This window comes from Streptomyces sp. NPDC059740, assembly GCF_042733155.1.
GTDB lineage: Bacteria > Actinomycetota > Actinomycetes > Streptomycetales > Streptomycetaceae > Streptomyces.
The window spans coordinates 28,941-49,021 of the sequence record NZ_JBHWGP010000032.1 but is presented as its reverse complement, the minus strand read 5'-3'; the positions used below and the strand labels follow the sequence as shown (position 1 = coordinate 49,021).

The following is a 20,081-nucleotide window of genomic DNA, read 5'->3' as shown; positions in this document are numbered from 1 at the left end:
ACGAAGGCCGGGACCGCCGTTCCCCCTTGAGGGGGTGGCGGTCCCGGCCTTTCGCCGTGCCCGGGGGGCTGGGTGCCCGGGGCCCGGGGCGTGGGCCCGCGGGACTACTTCTGGGCCTTGGCGACCGCGGCCACGGCGTCCTTCGCGGCGGTCTGGACGTCCTTGAGGAGGTCGGCGGAGTCGGGGTCCTTCGCGCCGGCCAGGCCGGCACCGTCGTAGTGGACGGTGACCACGACGTTGGCGGTGCGCGCCACGACCGTGGTGTTCCGGAAGTCGCTGCCGTCCTTGGAGGACTCGTAGGTGATCGCGGTGGCGTCGTCGCCGAGGTCCTTGACCGGGGTGGTCGAGAGCTTCTTGGCGCCGTCGACGCTCTTCTCGCTCTGCACCTGCTTGGTGTACGCCTCACCGGCCCGCTGGGCGCCGGAGCCGATGGCCTGCTCGGAGTCGTAGCGCTGGTAGCTCACGTCCAGCCAGCGGTACTGGGTGCCCTTGACGCCGTTCTCGTCGGCGCTGCTCCAGGAGCAGTAGCCGCGCGCGTCGGTGTCGGAGGACTTGCCGCGGTCACCGGACGCCGACTTCACCTTCGGCAGCAGGTCCTTGACGGTGTCCTGCGAGACGCCGTCGCACGGGTCCGGCAGGTGGTGGTACCTGGCCGGCGCCACGCTGGGCTCGGCCGCGCCGGAGCTGCTGGAGCTGGGGGCGGCGGAGGACTTCGCGTCGTCGGAGCCGGAGCTGGAGCAACCGGCGACGAGCGCCACCGGGACGGCCGCGCAGGCAAGGAGGCCGGCAAGTCGTATCGCTGGACGGTGCATGGTTCCTTCGCTTGTGTTCGTCGGCGCTTCGGAGTCCAAAGTCGCGCGGAGGGGACGGGTCGGTCCTCGCCGCACCTCGCGGGTGCGGCCCCGGGGCGGGGCAGGCGTCCGCCGCTCCGGCCCGGTGGACACGGGCGCTGCCGGGCACGTCGGGCACCGGACCGGGCTACCGGCGGAGTCCGAAACCGTCCCACGGCCGAGACGCGCCGAGCGGCTTCGGACACCGCCGGTCACTCCCGGACAGTGCCGACAAGTCCGGACGTAACCAGTCCAGCAGACTACTCGCTGAACCGGTCGGCCAGTTCGCCGGCGAGCGACTGGGCCTTGCTCTGGAGGGCCTTGCTGTCGGGGACGGGGCCGGAGTCGGTCGGCCACTCCGCGTAGGTGATCGTCATGATCACGTTGGAGAACCGGACGACGATCGTGACGTCGCGGTGCACCCCCGAGTCGGTCGTGACCAGCTTGTCGTTGAGGTAGGCGCCGTCGCCCAGGCCGTCCAGGACGCGGGGTGCGGTGGACGCGCCGGAACCACCGGTGGAGTCCGCCTGCGAGCCACCCCCCTTGTCCGAGGAGTCCGTGCCGCCGGTGCCCCCTGTGACATTTGTCGCCTTGCTGGAGGGCGAGGCCGAGGCGGCGGCACCCCCGTCGTCCTTCGCCCCCTGTGACGCCCCGGTCTCCTGGGTCTGCGCGGAACCGCCGGGGTCCTTCGCGCTCCCGGTGCCCTTGCCGGCCTTGTTGCTCTTGCTGTCCTTGTCGCTCTTGTCGCTCTTGCCGGAGGCGGAGTCGCCGGGCGAGGCGTCGTCGGCGGAGCCGGGGAGGGTGATGCCCGCTGCCTTCTCCTGCTGCTCGAAGAGCTCGGCCGCCTTGCCGTCGTCGCTGGTGGCCGGCGAGTAGGACGCCACCCGCTCCATGTCCAGCGACAGGTGGCGCGAAGCGGTGCCGGTGTCGCGCTTCCAGGTGCAGCTGGTGCGGCGGTCGGTGTCGTAGGTGACGCCGGCCTTCCCGGCCAGTGCCTCGCTCTCCGCCCGGCTGCCCTGCTTGTCGTCCCCCGGCAGCAGCGAGCGCAGCGTGTCCTGGCTGGGGAGGCCGCACGCGGCGGGGAGGCTCTGGTACTTGCCCGGCGCCGCGGCCTGCGTGGTCGTGGAGTCCCCGCCGCCCGAGGAGTCGCCGGGGGCGTCGTCGGACGGGCCGCCGGTGCAGGCCGAGAGCGCGCCGCTGACCGCGACGGCCACCATCGCCGTCGTCGCCAGAGCGGTGCCTGGTACACGTACCTTTCGCCGCACCTGTGCCGGCTCCTCTCGTCAACGAAATGCGCTTGCCGCGTCAAGTCGGTCGGTGGACACAATGGCCACTGCACGCACTGCCGCGCAAGCCGGTCCGCCGGCCGGGGCCGAGGGCTTCGTCACGTCGCGCGGCCCCCCGGCACGGCCGTGGGCTGTCGTGGCGTGCGTTACGGGACACAGTCGACGGGGGAGAGCTGAAGCGATGACGTACACGGAAGTAGCGGGCGCGAAGGTGCCCATCCGCATGTGGACGGACCCCGCCACCGTCGAGGACGTGGCGATGCAGCAGCTGAAGAACGTGGCGACGCTGCCGTGGATCAAGGGGCTCGCCGTCATGCCGGACGTCCACTACGGCAAGGGCGCCACCGTGGGATCGGTGATCGCCATGCACGGTGCGGTCTGCCCGGCCGCGGTCGGCGTCGACATCGGCTGCGGGATGAGCGCGGTGCGCACCTCGCTGACCGCCAACGACCTGCCGGGCGACCTCTCGCGGCTGCGCTCGAAGATTGAGCAGGCCATTCCGGTGGGCCGCGGCATGCACAAGGACCCGGTGGAGCCGGGCGACGTCCACGGCCTGCCGACCGCCGGCTGGGAGGACTTCTGGGCGCGCTTCGACGGGGTGGCCGAGGCCGTGCGGTTCCGGCGGGAACGGGCGGCGCAGCAGATGGGCACCCTCGGCTCCGGCAACCACTTCGTGGAGTTCTGCCTGGACGAGTCGGACGCCGTGTGGCTGATGCTGCACTCCGGCTCGCGCAACATCGGCAAGGAACTGGCCGACCACCACATCTCGGTGGCGCGCGACCTGCCGCACAACCAGGGACTCGTCGACCGGGACCTCGCCGTCTTCGTCGCCGACACCCCGCAGATGGCCGCCTACCGCAACGACTTGTTCTGGGCCCAGGAGTACGCCCGGCACAACCGCGCGATCATGATGGCGCTCTTCCAGGACGTGGTGCGCCGCGAGTTCCGCAAGGCCCGCCCCACCTTCGAGCCGGTCATCTCCTGCCACCACAACTACGTCGCCGAGGAGCGCTACGACGGCCTGGACCTCCTGGTGACGCGGAAGGGCGCCATCCGGGCCGGGGCAGGCGACTACGGGATCATCCCCGGCTCGATGGGGACGGAGTCGTACATCGTCCGCGGCCTGGGCAACGAGGACTCCTTCAACTCGGCCTCGCACGGCGCCGGCCGCAGGATGAGCCGGAACGCCGCCAAGCGGCGGTTCTCCACCCGCGACCTGGAGGACCAGACGCGGGGCGTGGAGTGCCGCAAGGACTCCGGCGTGGTGGACGAGATCCCCAGCGCGTACAAGCCGATCGGCCAGGTGATGGAGAACCAGCAGGACCTGGTCCAGGTGGTCGCGAAGCTCAAGCAGGTCATCTGCGTGAAGGGCTGACGCCCTGGGCCCGGTCCGGCGCCTGGCGGCCGGGCGCCGGACGGAGCCGGGTGCGGGCGGAGCCGGGTGCGGACGGGCCGTACGGCCCGGGCCCGGGTCCACGCGTCCGCCACCGGTCGTCCGTCACCTGCGGGGGAGGGGCGCCACGTCATGCCCGGTGGCGGCTCAGCCCTCCCGGTGCACCTTCGTGTTCGAGGCCTGCGCACGCGGCCTGACGACCAGGAGGTCGATGTTGACGTGGGAGGGCCGGGTGACGGCCCAGCCCACCGTGTCCGCCACGTCCTCGGCGGTCAGGGGCTGCGCGACGCCCTGGTAGACCTTGGCGGCCCGCTCCTGGTCACCGCGGAAGCGGGTGAGGGCGAACTCCTCGGTCTGCACCATGCCCGGCGCGATCTCCAGGACCCGGACGGGCTCCCCGCACAGTTCCAGCCGCAGCGTCTCGGCGATCACGTGGGCGCCGTGCTTGGCCGCGACGTAGCCGCCGCCGCCCTCGTAGGTGCCGTGACCGGCGGTGGAGGACAGCACCACGACCGTGCCGTCGCCCGAGGCGGTGAGCGCCGGCAGCAGGGCCTGGGTCATGTTGAGCACGCCGAGGACGTTGACCTCGTACATGGCGCGCCAGTCCGAGGGGTCGGCGTGCGCCACCGGGTCGGTGCCCAGAGCGCCTCCGGCGTTGTTGACCAGTACCTCCACCGAGGGGCGGGTGGAGCGCAGGTGGTCGGCGAAGGCGTTGACGGCGGCCCGGTCGGTGACGTCCAGGGGGTAGGCCTCGGCGTCGGGCAGTTCGGCGGCGAGCTTCTCGATCCGCTCGGCGCGCCGGGCGGTGAGCACCACCGCGAAGCCCTCCGCCGCGAGCCGCCGGGCCGTGGCGGCCCCGATGCCACTGCTCGCTCCGGTGACGACGGCGGTACGGCGATCGGGCATGAGGTGCTCCTGAGTGCGCGGCGACGGCTTGTCCCCGGCAGCATAGGACGGGCCGCCGACGCCGCGGTCGGGCACCCGGCGACACCCGCACACACCGCCCCCACCAGCCGCGACGCCCGCGCTCAGCCGCCCCGCGGGGCGTACATGATCACGCCGACGCCCACCAGGCAGACCAGTGCGCCCACGACGTCGAACCGGTCCGGACGGAAGCCGTCCACCACCACGCCCCACACCAGCGAGGCCGCGACGAACACCCCGCCGTAGGCGGCCAGCACCCGGCCGAACTCGGCGCTGGGCTGGAGGGTGGCGACGAACCCGTAGCCGCCGAGCGCCAGTACGCCGGCCGCCACCCACAGCACACCGCGGTGTTCGCGCACCCCCTGCCACACCAGCCAGGCGCCGCCGATCTCCAGGGCGGCGGCGGCGAGGAAGAGCAGGACGGAACGGGCGGAGAGCATGGCCGCCACGGTAGCGGGCGGGGACGGGACCCGGCCGCCGCGCCCGAGCTCCCGCCCCTTCCGGTCACCCCCCGCTCACCACGCCCGTCCAGCGAAACAGGGCCCGGGCCGTCCCCCCGTCGTGCAGGGCGGCCGTGGCGTCGGAGGCGGCCCACGCCACGTAACCGTCCGGCCGGACCAGCACGGCGGTGCGCCGGTCCCCGCGCCAGGCCACGCACCGCAGGTGGCCGGTGTCGTGGGGGAGGGCGGGGCGGGCGGCCTCGGGGGTGAGCAGGACGAAGGAGCCGCCCCGCAGGCGCTCGTAGAGCCGGCCGCCGTCGGCGAGCCGTACGTCCGGGGCGCGGCGCCCGGTCAGGGGGTGGGCGCCGCGGGGCGCCGGGTAGGAGATGCCGATACCGGAGACCATGCGGAAGCCGCGGTCACGGACGGTCCGGAGCCGGCTCGCCGCCGCCACGGCCAGGCCGCGGACGGACCGCTGTACGGGCCCCTGCACCGTCGCGGCCCCCACCAGGGCGCCGCTCATGCGCAGCACGGTACGGCCCACCGGGTGGCGTTCGAGGTGGTAGGAGTCGAGCAGTTCCTCGCCGCCCTGCCCGCGGAGGGCGGCTGCCAGTTTCCACCCGAGGTTGGCGGCGTCCTGGAGCCCGGTGTTCATGCCCATGCCGCCGGCGGGGGAGTGGACGTGGGCGGCGTCGCCGGCCAGGAAGACCCGGCCCACCCGGTAGCGCGGCACCTGGCGCTCGTCGGAGTGGAAGCGGGAGATCCAGCGGGGGTCGTGCAGCCCCAGGTCGGTGCCCAGGACCTGCCGGAGCGTCGCGCCGACCTCGTCGAGCCCGGCGGGCTCGGAGTCCGGCAGTTGGCGTTCGCGGTTCCAGCTCATCGTGCGGTACCAGCCGTCGCCGAAGGACGCGACGACGGCCAGGGCGCCCGCGGAGGCGTTCGCGGTGAACGGCTTCGACGGCTCCTGCCGCAGCCGTACGTCGGCCAGGACCATCGACCTGACCACCGACCGGCCGGGGAAGGGCAGACCGATCGCCTCGCGGACGGTGGAGCGGTGGCCGTCGGCGCCCACCGCGTACGCCGCCCGGAACCCCCGCTCCGCCCCCGCCGCCGGGTCCGCCCCGCGCGCGGCCCCGTCGGCGGGCCGGGTCCGCACCAGCACACCCGCGGCGTCCTGCACCACGCCGGTCACCAGCGTCTCGTGGTGGAAGGTCACGCCCGCCGCCACGGCCCGCCGCTCCAGCAGCCGTTCCACCTCGTACTGCGGGGTGACCAGGACGTAGGGGAAACGGCTGCGCAGCCGGCTGGGGTCGACGGTGAGCCGGCCGAAGAAGTCGAGCCGGTCCAGCCGCCGTCCGGTGGCCAGCAGGTCGTCGGCGAGGCCGCGGGCGTCGAGCTGCTCCAGCGTCCGGGCGTGGACGACGAAGGCGCGCGTGAGGTTGGAGCGGCCCGGCGCGCGGCGCTCCACCAGCGTCACCCGGGCCCCGGCCTCGGCGAGGTCGCCGGCGAGCAGCAGACCCGCGGGGCCCGCGCCCACCACGAGGACGTCGGTCTCGGTCTCGGTGTCGGGCTCGGCGGTCACGGGCGGTGGGGTGCGGGACATGTGCGCCTCCTGCCGGGCCACGGCGAGCACCGACCCGGCGGCCCCCTCCGGTCGGCTCGGACGTTCAGCGTAGAGGCCGGGGACGTGGCCGCGGGGCCCGGGCCCGCCATCGGTATCCCCGTCGGAAACGGGTGAGTTCGCCGGACGGGCGGTGTCCCGGCGGCCTGCCCGGGAAGGACGGGAGGAAGGCGTCTCGCAGCCCCGCGACGCCACGCCCGTCTCCCAGGGGAAGGACGAGGACTCCATGGCCCGCGACACCACACCCGGCCCCGCCGGGCCGCCGGCGCCGGACGGCACGGCCCGGGCGACCCCCCAGGCCCCACCCGAGCAGTGGGCGGAGAGCATGGAGCGCGCCCCGGCGGCGGACCCGTCGACCGCGGCGGCCCGCGCGGCCCGTCCCGCCGGTGCCGGTGCGGCCGCAGGCATCCGCACCCTCGACCCCGAGGCGATCGCCGCCCACTACGGGCTCCAGCCGCTCTCCCGCCACGGCGGTCGGTTCCGCCGGACCTGGGAAGGGCCCGCCCGCCCCGACGGCAGGCCCGAGGGGTCGGCCCTCATCGACCTGCTGACCGCCGCCCCCGAGGACGTCGTCGCCCTCCACCGCCTCCCGCAGGACGAGGTCTGGCACCACTACCTGGGCGACCCGCTCGCGCTGCTGCTGCTGCACGCCGAGGGCGGCGTCACCACCCCCGTCCTGGGGCCCGACGTGCTGGGCGGCCAGCAGGTCCAGCTCACCGTCCCGGCCGGGACGTGGCGCGGTGCGCTCGTCGCCGACGGCGGGGCCTGGACGCTCTTCGGCCGCACCGCCGCCCCCGGGTTCTCCTTCGAGGACTACCAGGCCGCGCACCGCGACGACCTCGCCACCCGCTACCCCCACGAGGCACAGCTCATCGCCCGGCTGACACGCTCCGACCAGGGCGGCGAGGAGGCGGGCGGAATCTGAGGGTCCGGGGGCGGTCCGGGCCGGGCGGGGACGCCGTCGGCGGTGCGGGGAGGCGGCGGTCGGCGGACGGCGCACGCCGAGGCGACGGAAGGAACACGGAAGGAACGGGGACAAGGCGGGCGAAGGGGGCGGCGGGAGCGCGCACGGCGCCGGGAAGCACAGCACCCGCAGGAGTGAACCGGCGACCTTCGCGGGCCGGCGGGTGAGGCGGGCGTCAGGGGCGCACGGGCTCCGGCCTCAGGGCCAGACCAGGCAGTAGGCCTGGTGACCGGCCTCGTGCAGCCGGTGGGAGAAGTCCTGCCACTCGTGCAGCAGCCGGTAGACGCTGAACGCGTCACGGGGGCCGCCGCGCTCGGGGACCGTCGACCAGATGAACGCCGCCGCGCCGACCGACTCCTCGCCGACGCCGCGCAGCGGGTCGATGACGGTCATGGGCAGCTTGACCACCGCGTAGTCGGGGTGGAGGACCACCAGCTCCAGCGGCGGGACCTTGTGCAGGGGTATGCCCTCGATGCCGGTGAGGACCATGGCGGCCATGGTCTCGGGCTTGATGCGGGTGAACATGCCGCCCATGCCCAGCTCGTCGCCGCCGAGCTCCTCGGGGCGCATGGAGACGGGGACCCGGGCCGCCGTCGCGCCGTTCGGAGCGCCGAAGTACTTGTAGGTCACCCCCATACGAGCGCCCCTGCCCCTTTCCCCACCTGTGGTCTGCCGATGGCCCACGGCGTCCGGCAGCGCCGGCACCTCCTGGGGGCCCGCGGTGTCCTGGCGCCGGTGACGGCCCCGCTGGGCGCGGTCAGGTCCCCGGTCGCCGGTCCCCTCACCCAGTTCGCCACCGCGATACATATCTCCACCCGACCACTCGCAGCCCCGGCCACGCAACCCGATCATCGTCTCAGAGACCTCCCCAGTCCCCGGCGCGTGAAACGCCGACGCCGCTGGTGCACGCGCCTTTGAGACGATGGTCCGCGTGACGTACTCGTACGACCCGGCCAGTCTCGCAGACCGGCGGCCCCCCGTCCGGGCACTTCACCTCGGAGCGCAGCCGTCCCGCCCGACGCCCCGCCGGGCCCGCCTCCACCTTTTTGTCCGTCCCCACAGGTCAGGATGACAGTGTCTTATCCCTTCGAAGCCCCCAGCTCGCAGCAGCTCTTCGACCGTGCGTCCGCCGTCACGCCCGGCGGCGTCAACTCCCCCGTGCGCGCCTTCGGCGCGGTGGGCGGCACCCCGCGGTTCATGGTCTCCGGCTCCGGCCCGTACCTCACGGACGCCGACGGCCGGGAGTACGTCGACCTGGTCTGCTCCTGGGGCCCGATGATCCTCGGCCACTCCCACCCCGAGGTGCTGGCCGCCGTGCGGGAGGCCGTCGAGCGCGGCTTCTCCTTCGGCACGCCGGGCGCGGGCGAGGTGGAGCTGGCCGAGGCGATCGTCGAGCGCATCGACCCCGTCGAGGAGGTCCGCCTGGTCTCCTCCGGCACCGAGGCCACCATGTCGGCGGTCCGGCTGGCGCGCGGCTTCACCGGCCGTCCCAAGGTGGTCAAGTTCGCCGGCTGCTACCACGGTCACGTCGACGCGCTGCTGGCCGCCGCCGGCTCCGGCGTCGCCACCTTCGGCCTGCCCGACACCCCCGGCGTCACCGGCGCCCAGGCCGGCGACACCCTCGTCCTGCCGTACAACGACCTCGACGCCGTCCGTGAGGCGTTCGCCGCCAACCCCGGCCAGATCGCCTGCGTGATCACCGAGGCCGCGGCCGGCAACATGGGCGTGGTTCCGCCGAAGCCCGGCTTCAACCAGGGCCTGGCCGACCTGTGCGCGAGCAACGGCGCCCTGTTCATCTCCGACGAGGTCATGACCGGTTTCCGCTCCAGTCGCACCGGCTGGTACGGCATCGAGGGCGTCCGCCCGGACCTGATGATCTTCGGCAAGGTCATGGGCGGCGGCTTCCCCGCGGCGGCGTTCGGCGGCCGGCGGGAGGTCATGGCGCAGCTCGCGCCGGCCGGGCCCGTCTACCAGGCCGGCACCCTCTCCGGGAACCCGGTGGCCACCGCGGCGGGCGTCGCCCAGCTGCGGCTGCTGGACGAGGCGGCCTACGCCCGGCTCGACGCCGTCTCCGCGCAGGTGCGGGAGCTGGCCGGCCAGGCGCTGAGCAAGGAGGGCGTGCCGCACCGCATCCAGCGGGCCGGGACGATGTTCTCCGTCTTCTTCACCGACGAGGAGGTCACCGACTACGCCGCGGCCCGGGCGCAGCAGACCTGGCGCTACACGCCCTTCTTCCACTCGATGCTCTCCCAGGGCGTCTACCTGCCCCCGTCCGCGTTCGAGGCGTGGTTCCTCTCCACCGCCCACGACGACGCGGCGGTCGAGCGGATCGCCGCCGCCCTGCCCGCCGCCGCCCGCGCCGCCGCGCAGGCCACCGAGGGCTGAGCCCCGCCGCGGCAGCACCTCGCCGGCCGGCCCGCGCCGGGGCCGGCCGGCGACGTGGCCGGTGGGGACCGAAGAGACCCGAGAGAAGGAGACTGGACGGATGAGCAACGAAGAGACCACCGTCGTGCACCTGATGCGCCACGGTGAGGTGCACAACCCCGACGGGGTGCTGTACGGGCGCAGGTCCGGCTACCACCTCTCGGAACTGGGCCGGAAGATGGCCGACCGGGTCGCCGAGCACCTCGCCGACCGCGACGTGCGCCACGTCGTCGCCTCCCCCCTGGAGCGGGCCCAGGAGACCGCCGAACCGGTCGCCCGCGCCCACGGGCTCCAGGTCGCCACCGACGGGCGGCTCATCGAGGCGGCCAACGTCTTCGAGGGCAAGGCCTTCGGCGTGGGCGACGGCGCGCTGCGCAAGCCGGCCAACTGGAAGCACCTCACCAACCCCTTCCGGCCGTCCTGGGGCGAGCCGTACCTGGAGCAGGTCGTCCGCATGATGGGGGCGATCGGGGCGGCCCGGGACGCGGCCCGCGGCCACGAGGCGGTGGCCGTCAGCCACCAGCTGCCGATCTGGGTGGTGCGCAGCTTCGCCGAGCGCCGCCGGCTCTGGCACGACCCGCGGCGCCGGCAGTGCACGCTGGCCTCGCTGACCTCCTTCACCTACCGCGGCGACGTACTGGTCTCGGTGGGCTACTCCGAGCCGGCGCGCGACCTGGTCCCGCCGCACCTGCTGGCGGGCGCCAAGCGGCGCAAGGGCCAGTCCCAGGGCGTCGGGGCGTAGCGGGCGGGCCGGGGCGGTGGTTCCAGCCACCGTCCCGGCCACCTCCGCTTTCAGGTGACGCCCGGTGCCGGGCGGGCCGGGAGCAGCGCAGGACCGGCGGGCGGTGCCGTGCGGTGCGGTGGGTGCCCGGTGTGCGGCGGCCGGGCGGCCGGGGTCACGGTGAGGTGGGTGAGGCGGGGCCACCTGCCGTCGCCGCGCCCCTCGCGCACGGTGAGGGCGATGCCGCCGTTGCCCTGCGCCGCCGGCCTCCAGCGGTGACGCCGCTCCCACAACCGCCGCCCGTCGACGGCCACGACGGTCCGGTCCCCGGTGACCGTGACCCGCACCGTGTGGCGCCCGCCGGTACGCAGCAGCCGCTGGCTGCGGTGCCCGCCTCCCGGGCCCTCGTCCAGCACGGCCGCCATCGCGCTCAGCGTGACGGTGAGCGGATGCAGGCCGCCGCTGCGGACGGTGAGGGCCGCGGTGTCCGAGGGGCTGCGGAGCCGGTCGGCGGTGGCGGTCGCGGTGTAGTCCGTCCAGTCGGCCGTGGCGTGCGGCCGGTAGGGCGCGCTGATCCGGCTGCGCCCGGCCGGGACGGGGGCGGCGCCGGTGAACATCGCGGCGGTGACCGGCCCGGCATCGGTGGCCGAGCGCCAGCCGGCCGCGTCGCGCAGCGGGTGGCGGACCGCGCCCGCGGGCACCTCCCGCTGCTCCGCCACCTGCCGCAGCAGCTCCCCGGCAGTGGTGGTGCGCCGCACCTCGATCCGGCGCACGAGCCCCGCCGCCGCCGCCCGCGGGCCGGCCGGCAGCGGCAGCGGGTGGGAGTTGGTCAGGGCGGCGGCGAACCGCTCGCGCAGCAGGCCCGGCAGCATGCCGCCGCCGGGCAGGTTGGTGCGCTCGCCGGACTCGGAGAAGGGGTAGGCGAACAGGCGGGGGCGCGGCAGGCCGTGGCCGGTGAGATCCGCGACGGAGGCGTCGAGGTCCGCCGCGACCCGGCGCCGGTACTCGGCCGGCGTCTCGGTGCGGCCGGCCGCGGGCAGCCAGATCCGGTCGGTGAGCGCGGAGCCGCGGTGCCCGGCGGCGTCGATCCGGGCGCGGCGGTGGGTGGCCCGGGTGTGGTCCTGGAAGTCCCAGCGCCCGGAGCGGGCCATCCGGCCGATCTCCTGCCACGACAGGTAGTAGGGGCGGTGGGTGCCGACCGAGCCGGTGATGACGAACACCGCGCCGTGCATGCGGTGGCGGGCCAGGACGGCGTCGGCGTGCACCCACAGGCCGTGGGTGCCGTCGTCGAAGGTGAGGTAGACCGAGCGGTCCGGCACCCGGTCGCCGTGCAGGGCGCCGAGGAACTCCTCGCTGGTCAGGGAGTGGTAGCCGGCCTTCCGCAAGGCCGCGAGCTGGCGGTCCAGCAGCCGGGGTGTGACGGTGTAGGGCCCGCGGGCCGGGCCCACGTCGTGGTAGGCCAGGACGACCGGCGGTGCCGAGCCGGCGGGCGAGCGCACCGGCGGGAGGGCCGCGCGCCTGCCGTCGGCCGTCGCGGGCGGGGCGGACTCCTGCCGGGAGACCGCCGACCGGAAGGCCAGGTACTTCGCGGCGGCGACGAAGGGGGCGCACAGCACCAGGGCGGCGAGGGCGGCCAGGAGGGAGCGCACGAGCAGGTTCCGGGCCCGCGCCGGGGTGCGTCCCGCAGGTGGGGGCGGCGGCTCCGCGCGGTGGGTCCGGGGCCTCACAGGGCATGCCCCCGGGTGAGGACCAGGACGTACAGGGCGGTGACGGCAGCGCCGCTGAGCAGGCCGACCGTCCAACGACGCACCGCTCGTAGGAACGTGTTCACGCGGGGCTCCTCCTCCAGACTCCTCGGCGGACGGTCAGCAGGGCGTACGGCAGCAGCCACGACAGCAGCACGCAGGACAGCAGGCTCATCAGCGGCCGGTAGCGCCACCGGGTGTCGCCGGGGTGGTCCAGGCGGTACGCCACGCCCCAGACGCAGCCCTTGAGGGCGACCCCGGCCAGGTAGAGGAGCGTCAGCCAGCCGGCGGTGTGCAGCGGTGCCCACAGCAGGTGGCGGGCGACCATCAACGGGCCGAGCAGGACCCACAGCGCGTGGCTGTAGTAGAGGACGGCGGCACCCGCGCCGCGGCGCCACATGAAGGTGCCGGTGAAGAACAGGTTCCGCACAAAGCTCTTCTTCCAGCGGATCTGCTGCCGCAGGAACGGACCGAGCCGCGCCGGGACGATGGTCCACACCCGCGCCGAGCGCACGTACCCCACCTGCCAGCGGCGCTCGGGGTGGTCCTCCCGCGTGACGAACGGCGACGTGGCGTACCGCTGCTTCAACCGGCGCCCGATCCAGGCCTGGCCCAGTACGTAACCGGTCAGCTGGCGGTCGGTGGCGAAACGGAAGGGGGCGCCGAGGAAGCGGTCACCGGCCCAGGCGGGCAGGTAGTTGTAGACGGCGTCGCGGCGGAAGACGGCGAGCGGCCCGGAGACGCAGCTGACCGCTCCGAAGACGGACTCGGCGGCCTTCGCGACGCGGAACTGCCCCTCGTACCAGACGTCCTGCGCGCGGGCGAGCGGACCGGACGCGGCGTTCAGCGCCCGGCAGTGGCCGCTGACGGCACCCAGTTCGGGGTGGCGCACCAGCGCCCGCACGCAGCGCCGCACGGCGTCGGGCGCCAGCACGCAGTCGGAGTCGGTGAAGGCCAGGACGTCCGCGTCGGTCACGGCGCAGGCGCGGACCAGCGCCTGCTTCTTGCCGAGGTTGCGCTCCAGGCTGATCACCGTGATGCCGAGCTCCCGGCGCAACCGCTCCAGCACGGCCCCGGTGCCGTCGGTGGAGTGGTCGTCCACCACGACGATCTCCAGCCCGGGAAGGTCGGAGGCCGCCATGGACCGCACGCAGCGCTCGATGTGGTCCACCTCGTCCTTGACCGCGAGCAGCGCAGCGACCTTCGGGACGTCCGGCAGCGCCGGGAAGCCGGCCGGGCGGCGGGGGCGGCCGCGCAGTGTCACCTCGGCGGGGTCCTCGTAGCGGCCGTAGGCGAGGTGGAGGGCGAGGAGAGTGCCGGCCAGGACCGCGCAGCCGTAGGCGAGGGCGGGATCGCCCTCGTGCGGCAGCCGCACCGCCTGCCGCGCCAGGAGCAGCAGCAGCGGCAGCAGGCAGACCACGACGAGCAACCGCCGCAGGCCGTGCCGCACCCCCGGGTCCGGGGCGGCGGTCCGCCACCACACCCGCCGGGGCGCCGGCAGCGGGACCTCGGGGACCGGGGGCGCGCCCGGGGCGGTGGTCGCCGGGGAGTGGGGGGCGGTGGTCGTCTCCGTCACGCGGGCACCTCCGCGAGGCGGCGGTCCGACCGGTGCGTGGTGTCCAGGACGGGCACCGAGGCGGGCAGGGCGGAGAGGTCGGTGCCGGGCTGCACGGTGTGGATGAGGACGAGGTCCCAGTCCGCCGCCGCGGGGTCGGTCACCCGCCGCAGCTCCCGCCCCCGGTGGCGCACCGACGGCAGCAGCGGGTCGAGGTAGCCGACGTCCGCGCCCAGGTCGGCCAGGCGGTCCACGATCTCCAGGGCGGGGCTCTCGCGCACGTCCGCGACCCCTGGCTTGTAGCTGAGTCCGACCACCAGCACCCGGGCACCGGCGGGCGGGGTGCCGCGGGCGGCGAGGAGTTCGCGGGCCCGGCGCACCACCTGCCCCGGGCGGGCCGCGATGGCCGCCATGGTGCTCTCCACCACGGGGGCGAAAGCCCGCCGGGAGCGCAGTTGCCAGAGCAGGTAGTGCGGGTCGCAGGGGATGCAGTGGCCGCCCACGCCCGGCCCCGGGTAGAACGGCATGAACCCGTACGGCTTGGTGGCGGCGGCCTCGATCACCGGCATCGGGGCGAGCCCCAGCTCCTCGCAGGCGTCCGAGAGCTCGTTGGCCAGGGCGATGTTCACCGCGCGGAAGGTGTTCTCCCAGAGCTTGGCCATCTCGGCGGTCTCCGGGTCCGCGACGCGGTGCACGGTGGGAGCCGTACCGGCCAGCAGGGCGCAGGCCAGGTCCGTGCTGCGCGGCCCGGCCCCGCCGACGACGCGCGGGGTGCGCTCGGGGGTGTGGTCGGGGTTGCCGGGGTCGATGCGCTCGGGCGCGAACGCCACGTACACGTCCTCCTCGACGCGCAGCCCCCGCCGAGCGAGCGGCTCCACCAGCAGCTCGCGGGTGGCCCCGACGTGGACGGTGGAGGTCAGGACCAGGAGCTGGCCGGGACGGGCACGGGCCACCGCCGTGGCGCACGCCGCCCGCAGCGCACCGAGGTCGGGGACGCGGTGGGCGTCCACCGGCGTCGGGACGCAGATCAGGACGGCGTCGGCACGGGTCAGGACGGCCGCCTCCGTGGAGAGTGCGAGCTCCCCGTCCCGCAGCGCGGCGGCGAGCGCGGCGCGCCCGTCGGCAGGAAGGTCGACCCGTCCCGCACGGACCTCCCGCAACCGCTCCTCGCGCACGTCCACCCCGAGGACGTGCGCGCCGGCCGCCCGCAGCGCCAGCGCGGTGGGCAGCCCCACGTAACCGAGGCCCATGACCGCGACCGTGGCCGCCCGCGCCGCCGCGGTGGGTTGGGCGGGGAGCACGGCGGACGGCGGGGGACAGCCGCAGGGGGCGCTGCGGGTGGCGGTCGGCACGTCGGCGTCCCACGTCGGACGTGGGGCGGAGGTGGTCACCGCCTCAACCGTTTCTGCACCTTTGATGCTATTTGTCAGAGCAGTCACAGGAAGGATCTGTACTGTGCGGGGTCACGTGCCGGTCGACGACTCGGCGACCCGGGGACGCGACCACCCCAACGGTCCAGGAGAGAACTGACGGTCCGTCACCTTGTGTGCGATCTTCCCGCACCCCTCGGGCGGCCGTCGTCGCCTCGCCCGGCGCGGGCGGGCGGCATGGGTCCCGGTGTGCCGACGGGTCCGCCCGCCGTCGCCGGGAGGGCGGGGCTTCGCAGGTCGCGGCGGTGTGACGAGGGCGTCAGGGGGGTGCGGAAGATCCGTTGTGCACCCATGCGAAACTTTTCACATGAGTGCCTGCCGCAGCTCCCGCCGTCTGTCCGGCCGTAGCCGTACCGCCCTGCCCGCCGCCGGCGCGGCCCTGGCGTCCCTGCTGCTGCTCAGTGCCTGCGGCAGCGGCACCTCCGGCGGGGGCTCGCAGACCAACTTCGTGCAGGGCAAGGACGGCATCGCCACCGTCCCCGCGGCCGACCGCAAGCCGGCCCCCGAACTGTCCGGGCCCACCACCCGCGGCAAGCACCTGGACGTCTCCGCCTACCGGGGCAAGGTCATCGTCCTCAATGTCTGGGGCTCCTGGTGCAGCCCCTGCAACGCCGAGGCGGCCAACCTCGACAAGGTCGCCCGCGACACCAAGGCCAAGGGCGTCCAGTTCGTCGGCATCAACACCCGCGACGACGACAAGGCGCAGGCGGTCAGCTTCGAGCAGCGCCACAAGGTGGGCTACCCCAGCCTCTTCGACCCCACCGGCAAGCTGCTGCTCCGCTTCAGCAAGGGCGAACTCAACCCCGACGGCATCCCCTCCACCCTCGTCATCGACCGCAAGGGCCGCCTCGCCGCGCGCTACATGGGGCCGCTGACCGAGGAGGACCTGCGCAAGATGGTCGACCCGCTGATCGCCGAGAAGTGAGCCGATGATCTCGCTCGCCTTCGGACAGAACCAGACCGTGCTGAGCGGCGCCCTGCTGGTCGCCCTCCCGGTCGCCCTCGCAGGCGGCCTGGTCTCCTTCTTCTCGCCCTGCGTCCTGCCGCTGGTGCCCGGCTACATGAGCTACGTCACCGGCGTCACCGGGACCGACCTCGCCGAGGCGCGGCGGGGCCGGATGTTCGCCGGCGCGGCCCTCTTCGTGCTCGGCTTCACCGCCGTGTTCGTCTCCAGCGGCGCTCTCTTCGGCTACTTCGGCTACACGCTGCGCAGCTACGAGGGCGTCATCTCCAAGGTCCTCGGCGCACTCATGATCGTGCTGGGGCTGGCCTTCGCCGGTGTGCTGCGGGGCGTCGGCCAGCGGGAGCTGCGCTTCCACAAGAAGCCCGCCATGGGCCTGGCGGGCGCGCCGGTGCTCGGCGTCCTGTTCGGCGTCGGGTGGACGCCCTGCCTCGGGCCGACCCTGACCGCCGTCAACAGCCTGTCCTTCAACCAGGCCAGCGCGGGCCGGGGCGCCCTGCTGACCGTCGCCTACTGCCTCGGGCTCGGCCTGCCGTTCATCTTCGTGGCGCTGGCCTTCCGCAAGGCCCTGGGTGCCTTCGGGTGGGTCAAGCGCCACTACCTGTGGGTGATGCGGCTGGGCGGCGGCATGATGGTCGTGCTCGGCCTGCTGCTGCTCACAGGTGTGTGGGACAGCATGGTCTCCACGATCCAGAGCTGGTCGTCGAGCTTCACCGTTGGGATCTGAACTGATGTCCTCCAAGACCGACACCCCGCACGAGACAGCCGCCGACGCGGACGGCGCCCGGGGCGGGAACGCCGGCGAGGCGCCCGCCACCGCGGGCCTGTCGACGGCGCCGCGCGAGGACGTCACCGTCGCCGCCCTGGGACCGATCGGCTGGCTGCGCTGGTTCTGGCGCCAGCTCACCTCGATGCGGGTGGCGCTGATCCTGCTCTTCCTGCTCTCGCTCGCAGCGATCCCCGGCTCGCTGGTGCCGCAGACCTCCACCGACCCCAGCCGGGTCGAGCAGTTCCAGGCCGACCACACGAAGCTGGGCCCGCTGTACGACAAGATCGGGATGTTCCACGTCTACAGCTCGGTGTGGTTCTCCGCGATCTACCTGCTGCTCTTCATCTCGCTGATCGGCTGCATCGTCCCGCGGAGCTGGCAGTTCGTGGGGCAGCTCCGCGGTCGCCCGCCGCGCGCCCCCAGCCGGCTGGACCGGATGCCCGCCTACACCACCTGGCACAGCGAGGCCGCCCCGGAAGAGGTCACGCAGGCCGCCGCCCGGCTGCTGCGCCGCCGCCGGTTCCGCATCCAGACCACCGGCGACTCGGTCGCCGCCGAGAAGGGCTACCTGCGGGAGGCCGGGAACCTGGTCTTCCACGTCGCCCTCATCGTGATGCTGGTCGCCTTCGCCTCCGGGCAGCTGTGGAAGGCCGAGGGCGGCAAGCTGATCACCGAGGGCGGCGGCTTCGCCAACAGCATCCCGCAGTACGACGACTTCCACTCCGGCTCGTTCTACGACACCGGCTCCATGGAGCCCTTCGGCTTCAACCTCAAGAAGTTCGAGGCCACCTACGAGCGCTCCGGCCCCAACAAGGGCACCCCGCGCAAGTTCCAGGCCGACATCACCTACTACTCGGGTGCGGACGGGGCCGAGCACAAGGGCACCATCAAGGTCAACCAGCCGCTGGACATCGGCGGCGACCGGGTCTACCTGCTCAGCCACGGCTACTCGCCGGTCGTCACCGTCCGCGACGGCCGCGGCAAGGTCGTCTACCGCGGCGCCACGCCGTTCCTGCCGCAGGAGACGCAGAACTACACCTCCACCGGCGTCATCAAGGTGCCCGGTGCGCAGACCCCGAGCGGCAAGGCCAACCAGCTCGGCTTCCAGGGCTTCTTCGTCCCCACCTTCGGCGGCAAGGGCTCGGGCTCGATGTTCTCCCAGTTCCCCGCACTGGACTACCCGGTGCTGACGCTCACCGCCTACCACGGTGACCTCGGCGTCGACTCCGGGCTGCCGCAGAGCGTCTACCAGCTCGACAAGAAGGGCCTCAAGCAGTACACGTCCAAGGGGCAGCCGCTGGCGAAGATGATGCTGCCCGGCGAGAAGATGACCCTCCCCGGCGGCGACGGCTCGATCACCTTCGACGGCGTCAAGCAGTGGGCCAGCTTCAAGATCTCGCACCAGCCCGCCAACGGCCTCGCCCTCGGCGGCGCGGTGGCCGCGCTGCTCGGCCTGGCCGGCTCGCTGTTCATCCAGCGGCGCCGGGTGTGGGTGCGCAGCCGTCCCGTCACGGTCGACGGCCGGACCGTCACCGTGGTGGAGATGGCCGGCCTCGGCCGCAGCGAGTCCGCCCGCCTCCCCGAGGAGCTGGGCGACCTGGCCCTCACCCTCCACGACGAGGCGCCCGCCACCCCCTCCCGGACCGCCGACGGGACCGGCGCAGACTCTCCCACCGACGGCGGGCCCGGGACCGCCGACGCCCCGGGACCCGCACAGAACGACGCCCCCGCATCCGGTACCGCCGCGGAGCCCACGGCCTCCACCGGCCCCGCAGACCCCTCCGAAGGAGCGCGCGCGTGAGCATCGCCGCCGGCGCCAACGAGAACCTGGCGCACCTCAGCAACTACCTGATCTACTCGGCCATGGCCGTCTACACCCTGGCCTTCCTCGCGCACATGGCCGAGTGGGTCCTCGGCAGCCGCAGCCGGGTGGGCCGCACCGCCGCCGCCCTGACCGCGTCCGCGCAGCCGGCGGCCACGAGCGCTGCTCCGTCGGTGAACGTCGCCACCCGCGGCGGCACGGCGGTGCTGGAACGCCCGAAGGTCGTCACCCGCAGCGCCGCCGGCAGCCGCGACGTCCCCGACGGGCCGGGCGCCGCGGGCGGCACCGAGAAGGGCGACCTGTACGGCCGGATGGCGATCTCGCTGACCGTGCTGGCCTTCGCCATCCACGTCGGTGGCGTGGTCACCCGCGCCATGTCGGTGCAGCGCGCCCCCTGGGGCAACCTCTACGAGTTCTCCTGCACCATCGGTGCCGTCGCCGTCGCCGCCTACCTGGTGCTCCTCCTGACGGGCAAGCGGGTCCGGTGGATCGGCCTGCCGCTGGTGGTCACCGTCCTGCTCGACCTCGGCCTCGCCGTCACAGTGCTCTACCAGGCCAGCGACCAGCTCGTGCCGGCCCTGCACTCCTACTGGCTGTGGATCCACGTCAGCTGCGCCATCATCTCCGGCGCCGTGCTGTACATGGGCGCCGTCGCCAGCCTGCTGTACATCCTGCGCGACCACTACGAGAACCGGCTGGCCGACGGGCGCGTCGAGGCCCTGGTGCGCCGCCTGACCACGGCGCAGAGCAACCCCGCGAAGGCCGAGGACAGCACGTTCTGGCTGAAGGCCCGGGTGCTCGGCAACGACGTCCTCTCCCGGCTGCCCGCAGCGGCCTCGCTGGACAAGTTCGCCTACCGCGTCAACGCCACCGTCTTCCCGCTGTGGACCTTCACGATCATCGCGGGCGCGATCTGGGCCGAGGCCGCCTGGGGCCGCTACTGGGGCTGGGACCCCAAGGAGACCTGGGCGTTCATCACCTGGGTCGGTTACGCCTGCTACCTCCACGCCCGGGCCACCGCCGGCTGGAAGGGCCGCCGCGCCGCGTGGCTGGGGCTCATCGCCTTCGCCTGCTACATCTGGAACTACTACGGCGTGAACTACCTCATGCCGGGGCTGCACTCCTACGCCTCCTGACGCAGGACGCACCACCGGCCGCGGGCCGGCCCCCTCCAGCGGGGGGCCGGCCCGCGGTGT

Annotated in this window: 17 protein-coding genes; 8 read left to right on the top strand and 9 right to left on the bottom strand. The window is 74.2% G+C overall.

The genetic code is table 11. The features are described 5' to 3' along the window. Positions 1 to 104: 104 nt before the first annotated feature. Both ACFV3R_RS27450 and ACFV3R_RS27445 read right to left on the bottom strand, forming a co-directional pair. Complete coding sequence (locus ACFV3R_RS27450) at positions 105 to 812, bottom strand: DUF3558 family protein (protein WP_385588696.1); 708 nt, start codon at positions 810 to 812, stop codon at positions 105 to 107. Between the two features lie 278 nt (positions 813 to 1,090). Continuing rightward, entirely contained in the window at positions 1,091 to 2,095 is a 1,005-nt protein-coding gene (locus tag ACFV3R_RS27445; protein WP_385588694.1) for a hypothetical protein, read from the bottom strand. 202 nt (positions 2,096 to 2,297) lie between these two features. Here ACFV3R_RS27445 and ACFV3R_RS27440 point away from each other — a divergent pair, with 202 nt between their 5' ends. Continuing rightward, positions 2,298 to 3,491, top strand: coding sequence for an RtcB family protein (locus ACFV3R_RS27440; RefSeq protein WP_385588692.1), 1,194 nt, complete (start codon positions 2,298 to 2,300; stop codon positions 3,489 to 3,491). A 165-nt stretch (positions 3,492 to 3,656) separates the two neighbouring features. Here ACFV3R_RS27440 and ACFV3R_RS27435 read toward each other — a convergent pair whose 3' ends face one another. The 3 genes from ACFV3R_RS27435 to ACFV3R_RS27425 all read right to left on the bottom strand — a co-directional run bounded on the left by ACFV3R_RS27435 (position 3,657) and on the right by ACFV3R_RS27425 (position 6,476). Continuing rightward, complete coding sequence (locus ACFV3R_RS27435) at positions 3,657 to 4,415, bottom strand: SDR family NAD(P)-dependent oxidoreductase (RefSeq protein ID WP_385588690.1); 759 nt, start codon at positions 4,413 to 4,415, stop codon at positions 3,657 to 3,659. A gap of 122 nt (positions 4,416 to 4,537) precedes the next feature. Further along, positions 4,538 to 4,873, bottom strand: a complete 336-nt coding sequence (locus tag ACFV3R_RS27430; protein WP_385588688.1) for a YnfA family protein — start codon at positions 4,871 to 4,873, stop codon at positions 4,538 to 4,540. 64 nt (positions 4,874 to 4,937) lie between these two features. Beyond that, a complete protein-coding gene (locus tag ACFV3R_RS27425) occupies positions 4,938 to 6,476 on the bottom strand; it encodes an FAD-dependent monooxygenase (protein ID WP_385588686.1) in 1,539 nt (512 codons plus the stop codon). Between the two features lie 424 nt (positions 6,477 to 6,900). Here ACFV3R_RS27425 and ACFV3R_RS27420 point away from each other — a divergent pair, with 424 nt between their 5' ends. Beyond that, entirely contained in the window at positions 6,901 to 7,419 is a 519-nt protein-coding gene (locus ACFV3R_RS27420) for a cupin domain-containing protein (RefSeq protein ID WP_385588756.1), read from the top strand. Between the two features lie 237 nt (positions 7,420 to 7,656). Here the strand turns inward: ACFV3R_RS27420 and ACFV3R_RS27415 are convergent, their stop codons facing one another. Next, positions 7,657 to 8,265 (bottom strand): hypothetical protein, encoded by a 609-nt coding sequence (locus ACFV3R_RS27415; protein WP_385588684.1) that lies wholly within the window; start codon positions 8,263 to 8,265, stop codon positions 7,657 to 7,659. Positions 8,266 to 8,526: 261 nt separating this feature from the next. Between ACFV3R_RS27415 and hemL the strand changes: the two genes are divergently transcribed. Beyond that, positions 8,527 to 9,843, top strand: coding sequence for a glutamate-1-semialdehyde 2,1-aminomutase (gene hemL / locus ACFV3R_RS27410; RefSeq protein ID WP_385588682.1), 1,317 nt, complete (start codon positions 8,527 to 8,529; stop codon positions 9,841 to 9,843). 100 nt (positions 9,844 to 9,943) lie between these two features. Then, positions 9,944 to 10,624 carry a histidine phosphatase family protein gene (locus ACFV3R_RS27405; RefSeq protein ID WP_385588679.1) on the top strand — a complete coding sequence of 227 codons (681 nt, stop codon included), beginning with the start codon at positions 9,944 to 9,946 and terminating at the stop codon, positions 10,622 to 10,624. Positions 10,625 to 10,674: 50 nt separating this feature from the next. Here the strand turns inward: ACFV3R_RS27405 and ACFV3R_RS27400 are convergent, their stop codons facing one another. The 3 genes from ACFV3R_RS27400 to ACFV3R_RS27390 all read right to left on the bottom strand — a co-directional run bounded on the left by ACFV3R_RS27400 (position 10,675) and on the right by ACFV3R_RS27390 (position 15,294). After that, complete coding sequence (locus ACFV3R_RS27400) at positions 10,675 to 12,252, bottom strand: polysaccharide deacetylase family protein (protein WP_385588676.1); 1,578 nt, start codon at positions 12,250 to 12,252, stop codon at positions 10,675 to 10,677. Positions 12,253 to 12,430: 178 nt separating this feature from the next. Then, a complete protein-coding gene (locus tag ACFV3R_RS27395) occupies positions 12,431 to 13,849 on the bottom strand; it encodes a glycosyltransferase (RefSeq protein ID WP_385588754.1) in 1,419 nt (472 codons plus the stop codon). A 71-nt stretch (positions 13,850 to 13,920) separates the two neighbouring features. Next, the gene (locus ACFV3R_RS27390) at positions 13,921 to 15,294 is read right to left on the bottom strand and encodes a nucleotide sugar dehydrogenase (RefSeq protein ID WP_385588673.1); all 1,374 of its coding nucleotides are present in this window, start codon (positions 15,292 to 15,294) and stop codon (positions 13,921 to 13,923) included. A gap of 346 nt (positions 15,295 to 15,640) precedes the next feature. Here ACFV3R_RS27390 and ACFV3R_RS27385 point away from each other — a divergent pair, with 346 nt between their 5' ends. From ACFV3R_RS27385 to ccsB, 4 genes are read left to right on the top strand one after another with little or no spacing between them, the layout of a single operon-like run. Beyond that, positions 15,641 to 16,258 carry a TlpA family protein disulfide reductase gene (locus ACFV3R_RS27385; RefSeq protein WP_385588671.1) on the top strand — a complete coding sequence of 206 codons (618 nt, stop codon included), beginning with the start codon at positions 15,641 to 15,643 and terminating at the stop codon, positions 16,256 to 16,258. A 4-nt stretch (positions 16,259 to 16,262) separates the two neighbouring features. Continuing rightward, positions 16,263 to 17,021 carry a cytochrome c biogenesis CcdA family protein gene (locus tag ACFV3R_RS27380; protein WP_385588668.1) on the top strand — a complete coding sequence of 253 codons (759 nt, stop codon included), beginning with the start codon at positions 16,263 to 16,265 and terminating at the stop codon, positions 17,019 to 17,021. Positions 17,022 to 17,025: 4 nt separating this feature from the next. Continuing rightward, entirely contained in the window at positions 17,026 to 18,864 is a 1,839-nt protein-coding gene (locus ACFV3R_RS27375; protein WP_385588666.1) for a cytochrome c biogenesis protein ResB, read from the top strand. Beyond that, the gene (gene ccsB / locus ACFV3R_RS27370) at positions 18,861 to 20,021 is read left to right on the top strand and encodes a c-type cytochrome biogenesis protein CcsB (RefSeq protein WP_385588663.1); all 1,161 of its coding nucleotides are present in this window, start codon (positions 18,861 to 18,863) and stop codon (positions 20,019 to 20,021) included. Before ACFV3R_RS27375 ends, ccsB begins: the two co-directional genes overlap by 4 nt. Positions 20,022 to 20,081 lie beyond the last annotated feature (60 nt).

Bases quoted from the DNA above. Each gene is read 5' to 3' on its own strand.
- hemL (WP_385588682.1), top strand. From the start codon at position 8,527: ATGACAGTGTCTTATCCCTTCGAAGCCCCCAGCTCGCAGCAGCTCTTC.
- ACFV3R_RS27440 (WP_385588692.1), top strand. From the start codon at position 2,298: ATGACGTACACGGAAGTAGCGGGCGCGAAGGTGCCCATCCGCATGTGG.
- ACFV3R_RS27435 (WP_385588690.1), bottom strand. From the start codon at position 4,415: ATGCCCGATCGCCGTACCGCCGTCGTCACCGGAGCGAGCAGTGGCATC.
- ACFV3R_RS27375 (WP_385588666.1), top strand. From the start codon at position 17,026: ATGTCCTCCAAGACCGACACCCCGCACGAGACAGCCGCCGACGCGGAC.
- ACFV3R_RS27430 (WP_385588688.1), bottom strand. From the start codon at position 4,873: ATGCTCTCCGCCCGTTCCGTCCTGCTCTTCCTCGCCGCCGCCGCCCTG.
- ACFV3R_RS27385 (WP_385588671.1), top strand. From the start codon at position 15,641: ATGAGTGCCTGCCGCAGCTCCCGCCGTCTGTCCGGCCGTAGCCGTACC.
- ACFV3R_RS27415 (WP_385588684.1), bottom strand. From the start codon at position 8,265: ATGTATCGCGGTGGCGAACTGGGTGAGGGGACCGGCGACCGGGGACCT.
- ACFV3R_RS27425 (WP_385588686.1), bottom strand. From the start codon at position 6,476: ATGTCCCGCACCCCACCGCCCGTGACCGCCGAGCCCGACACCGAGACC.
- ACFV3R_RS27405 (WP_385588679.1), top strand. From the start codon at position 9,944: ATGAGCAACGAAGAGACCACCGTCGTGCACCTGATGCGCCACGGTGAG.
- ACFV3R_RS27380 (WP_385588668.1), top strand. From the start codon at position 16,263: ATGATCTCGCTCGCCTTCGGACAGAACCAGACCGTGCTGAGCGGCGCC.
- ACFV3R_RS27450 (WP_385588696.1), bottom strand. From the start codon at position 812: ATGCACCGTCCAGCGATACGACTTGCCGGCCTCCTTGCCTGCGCGGCC.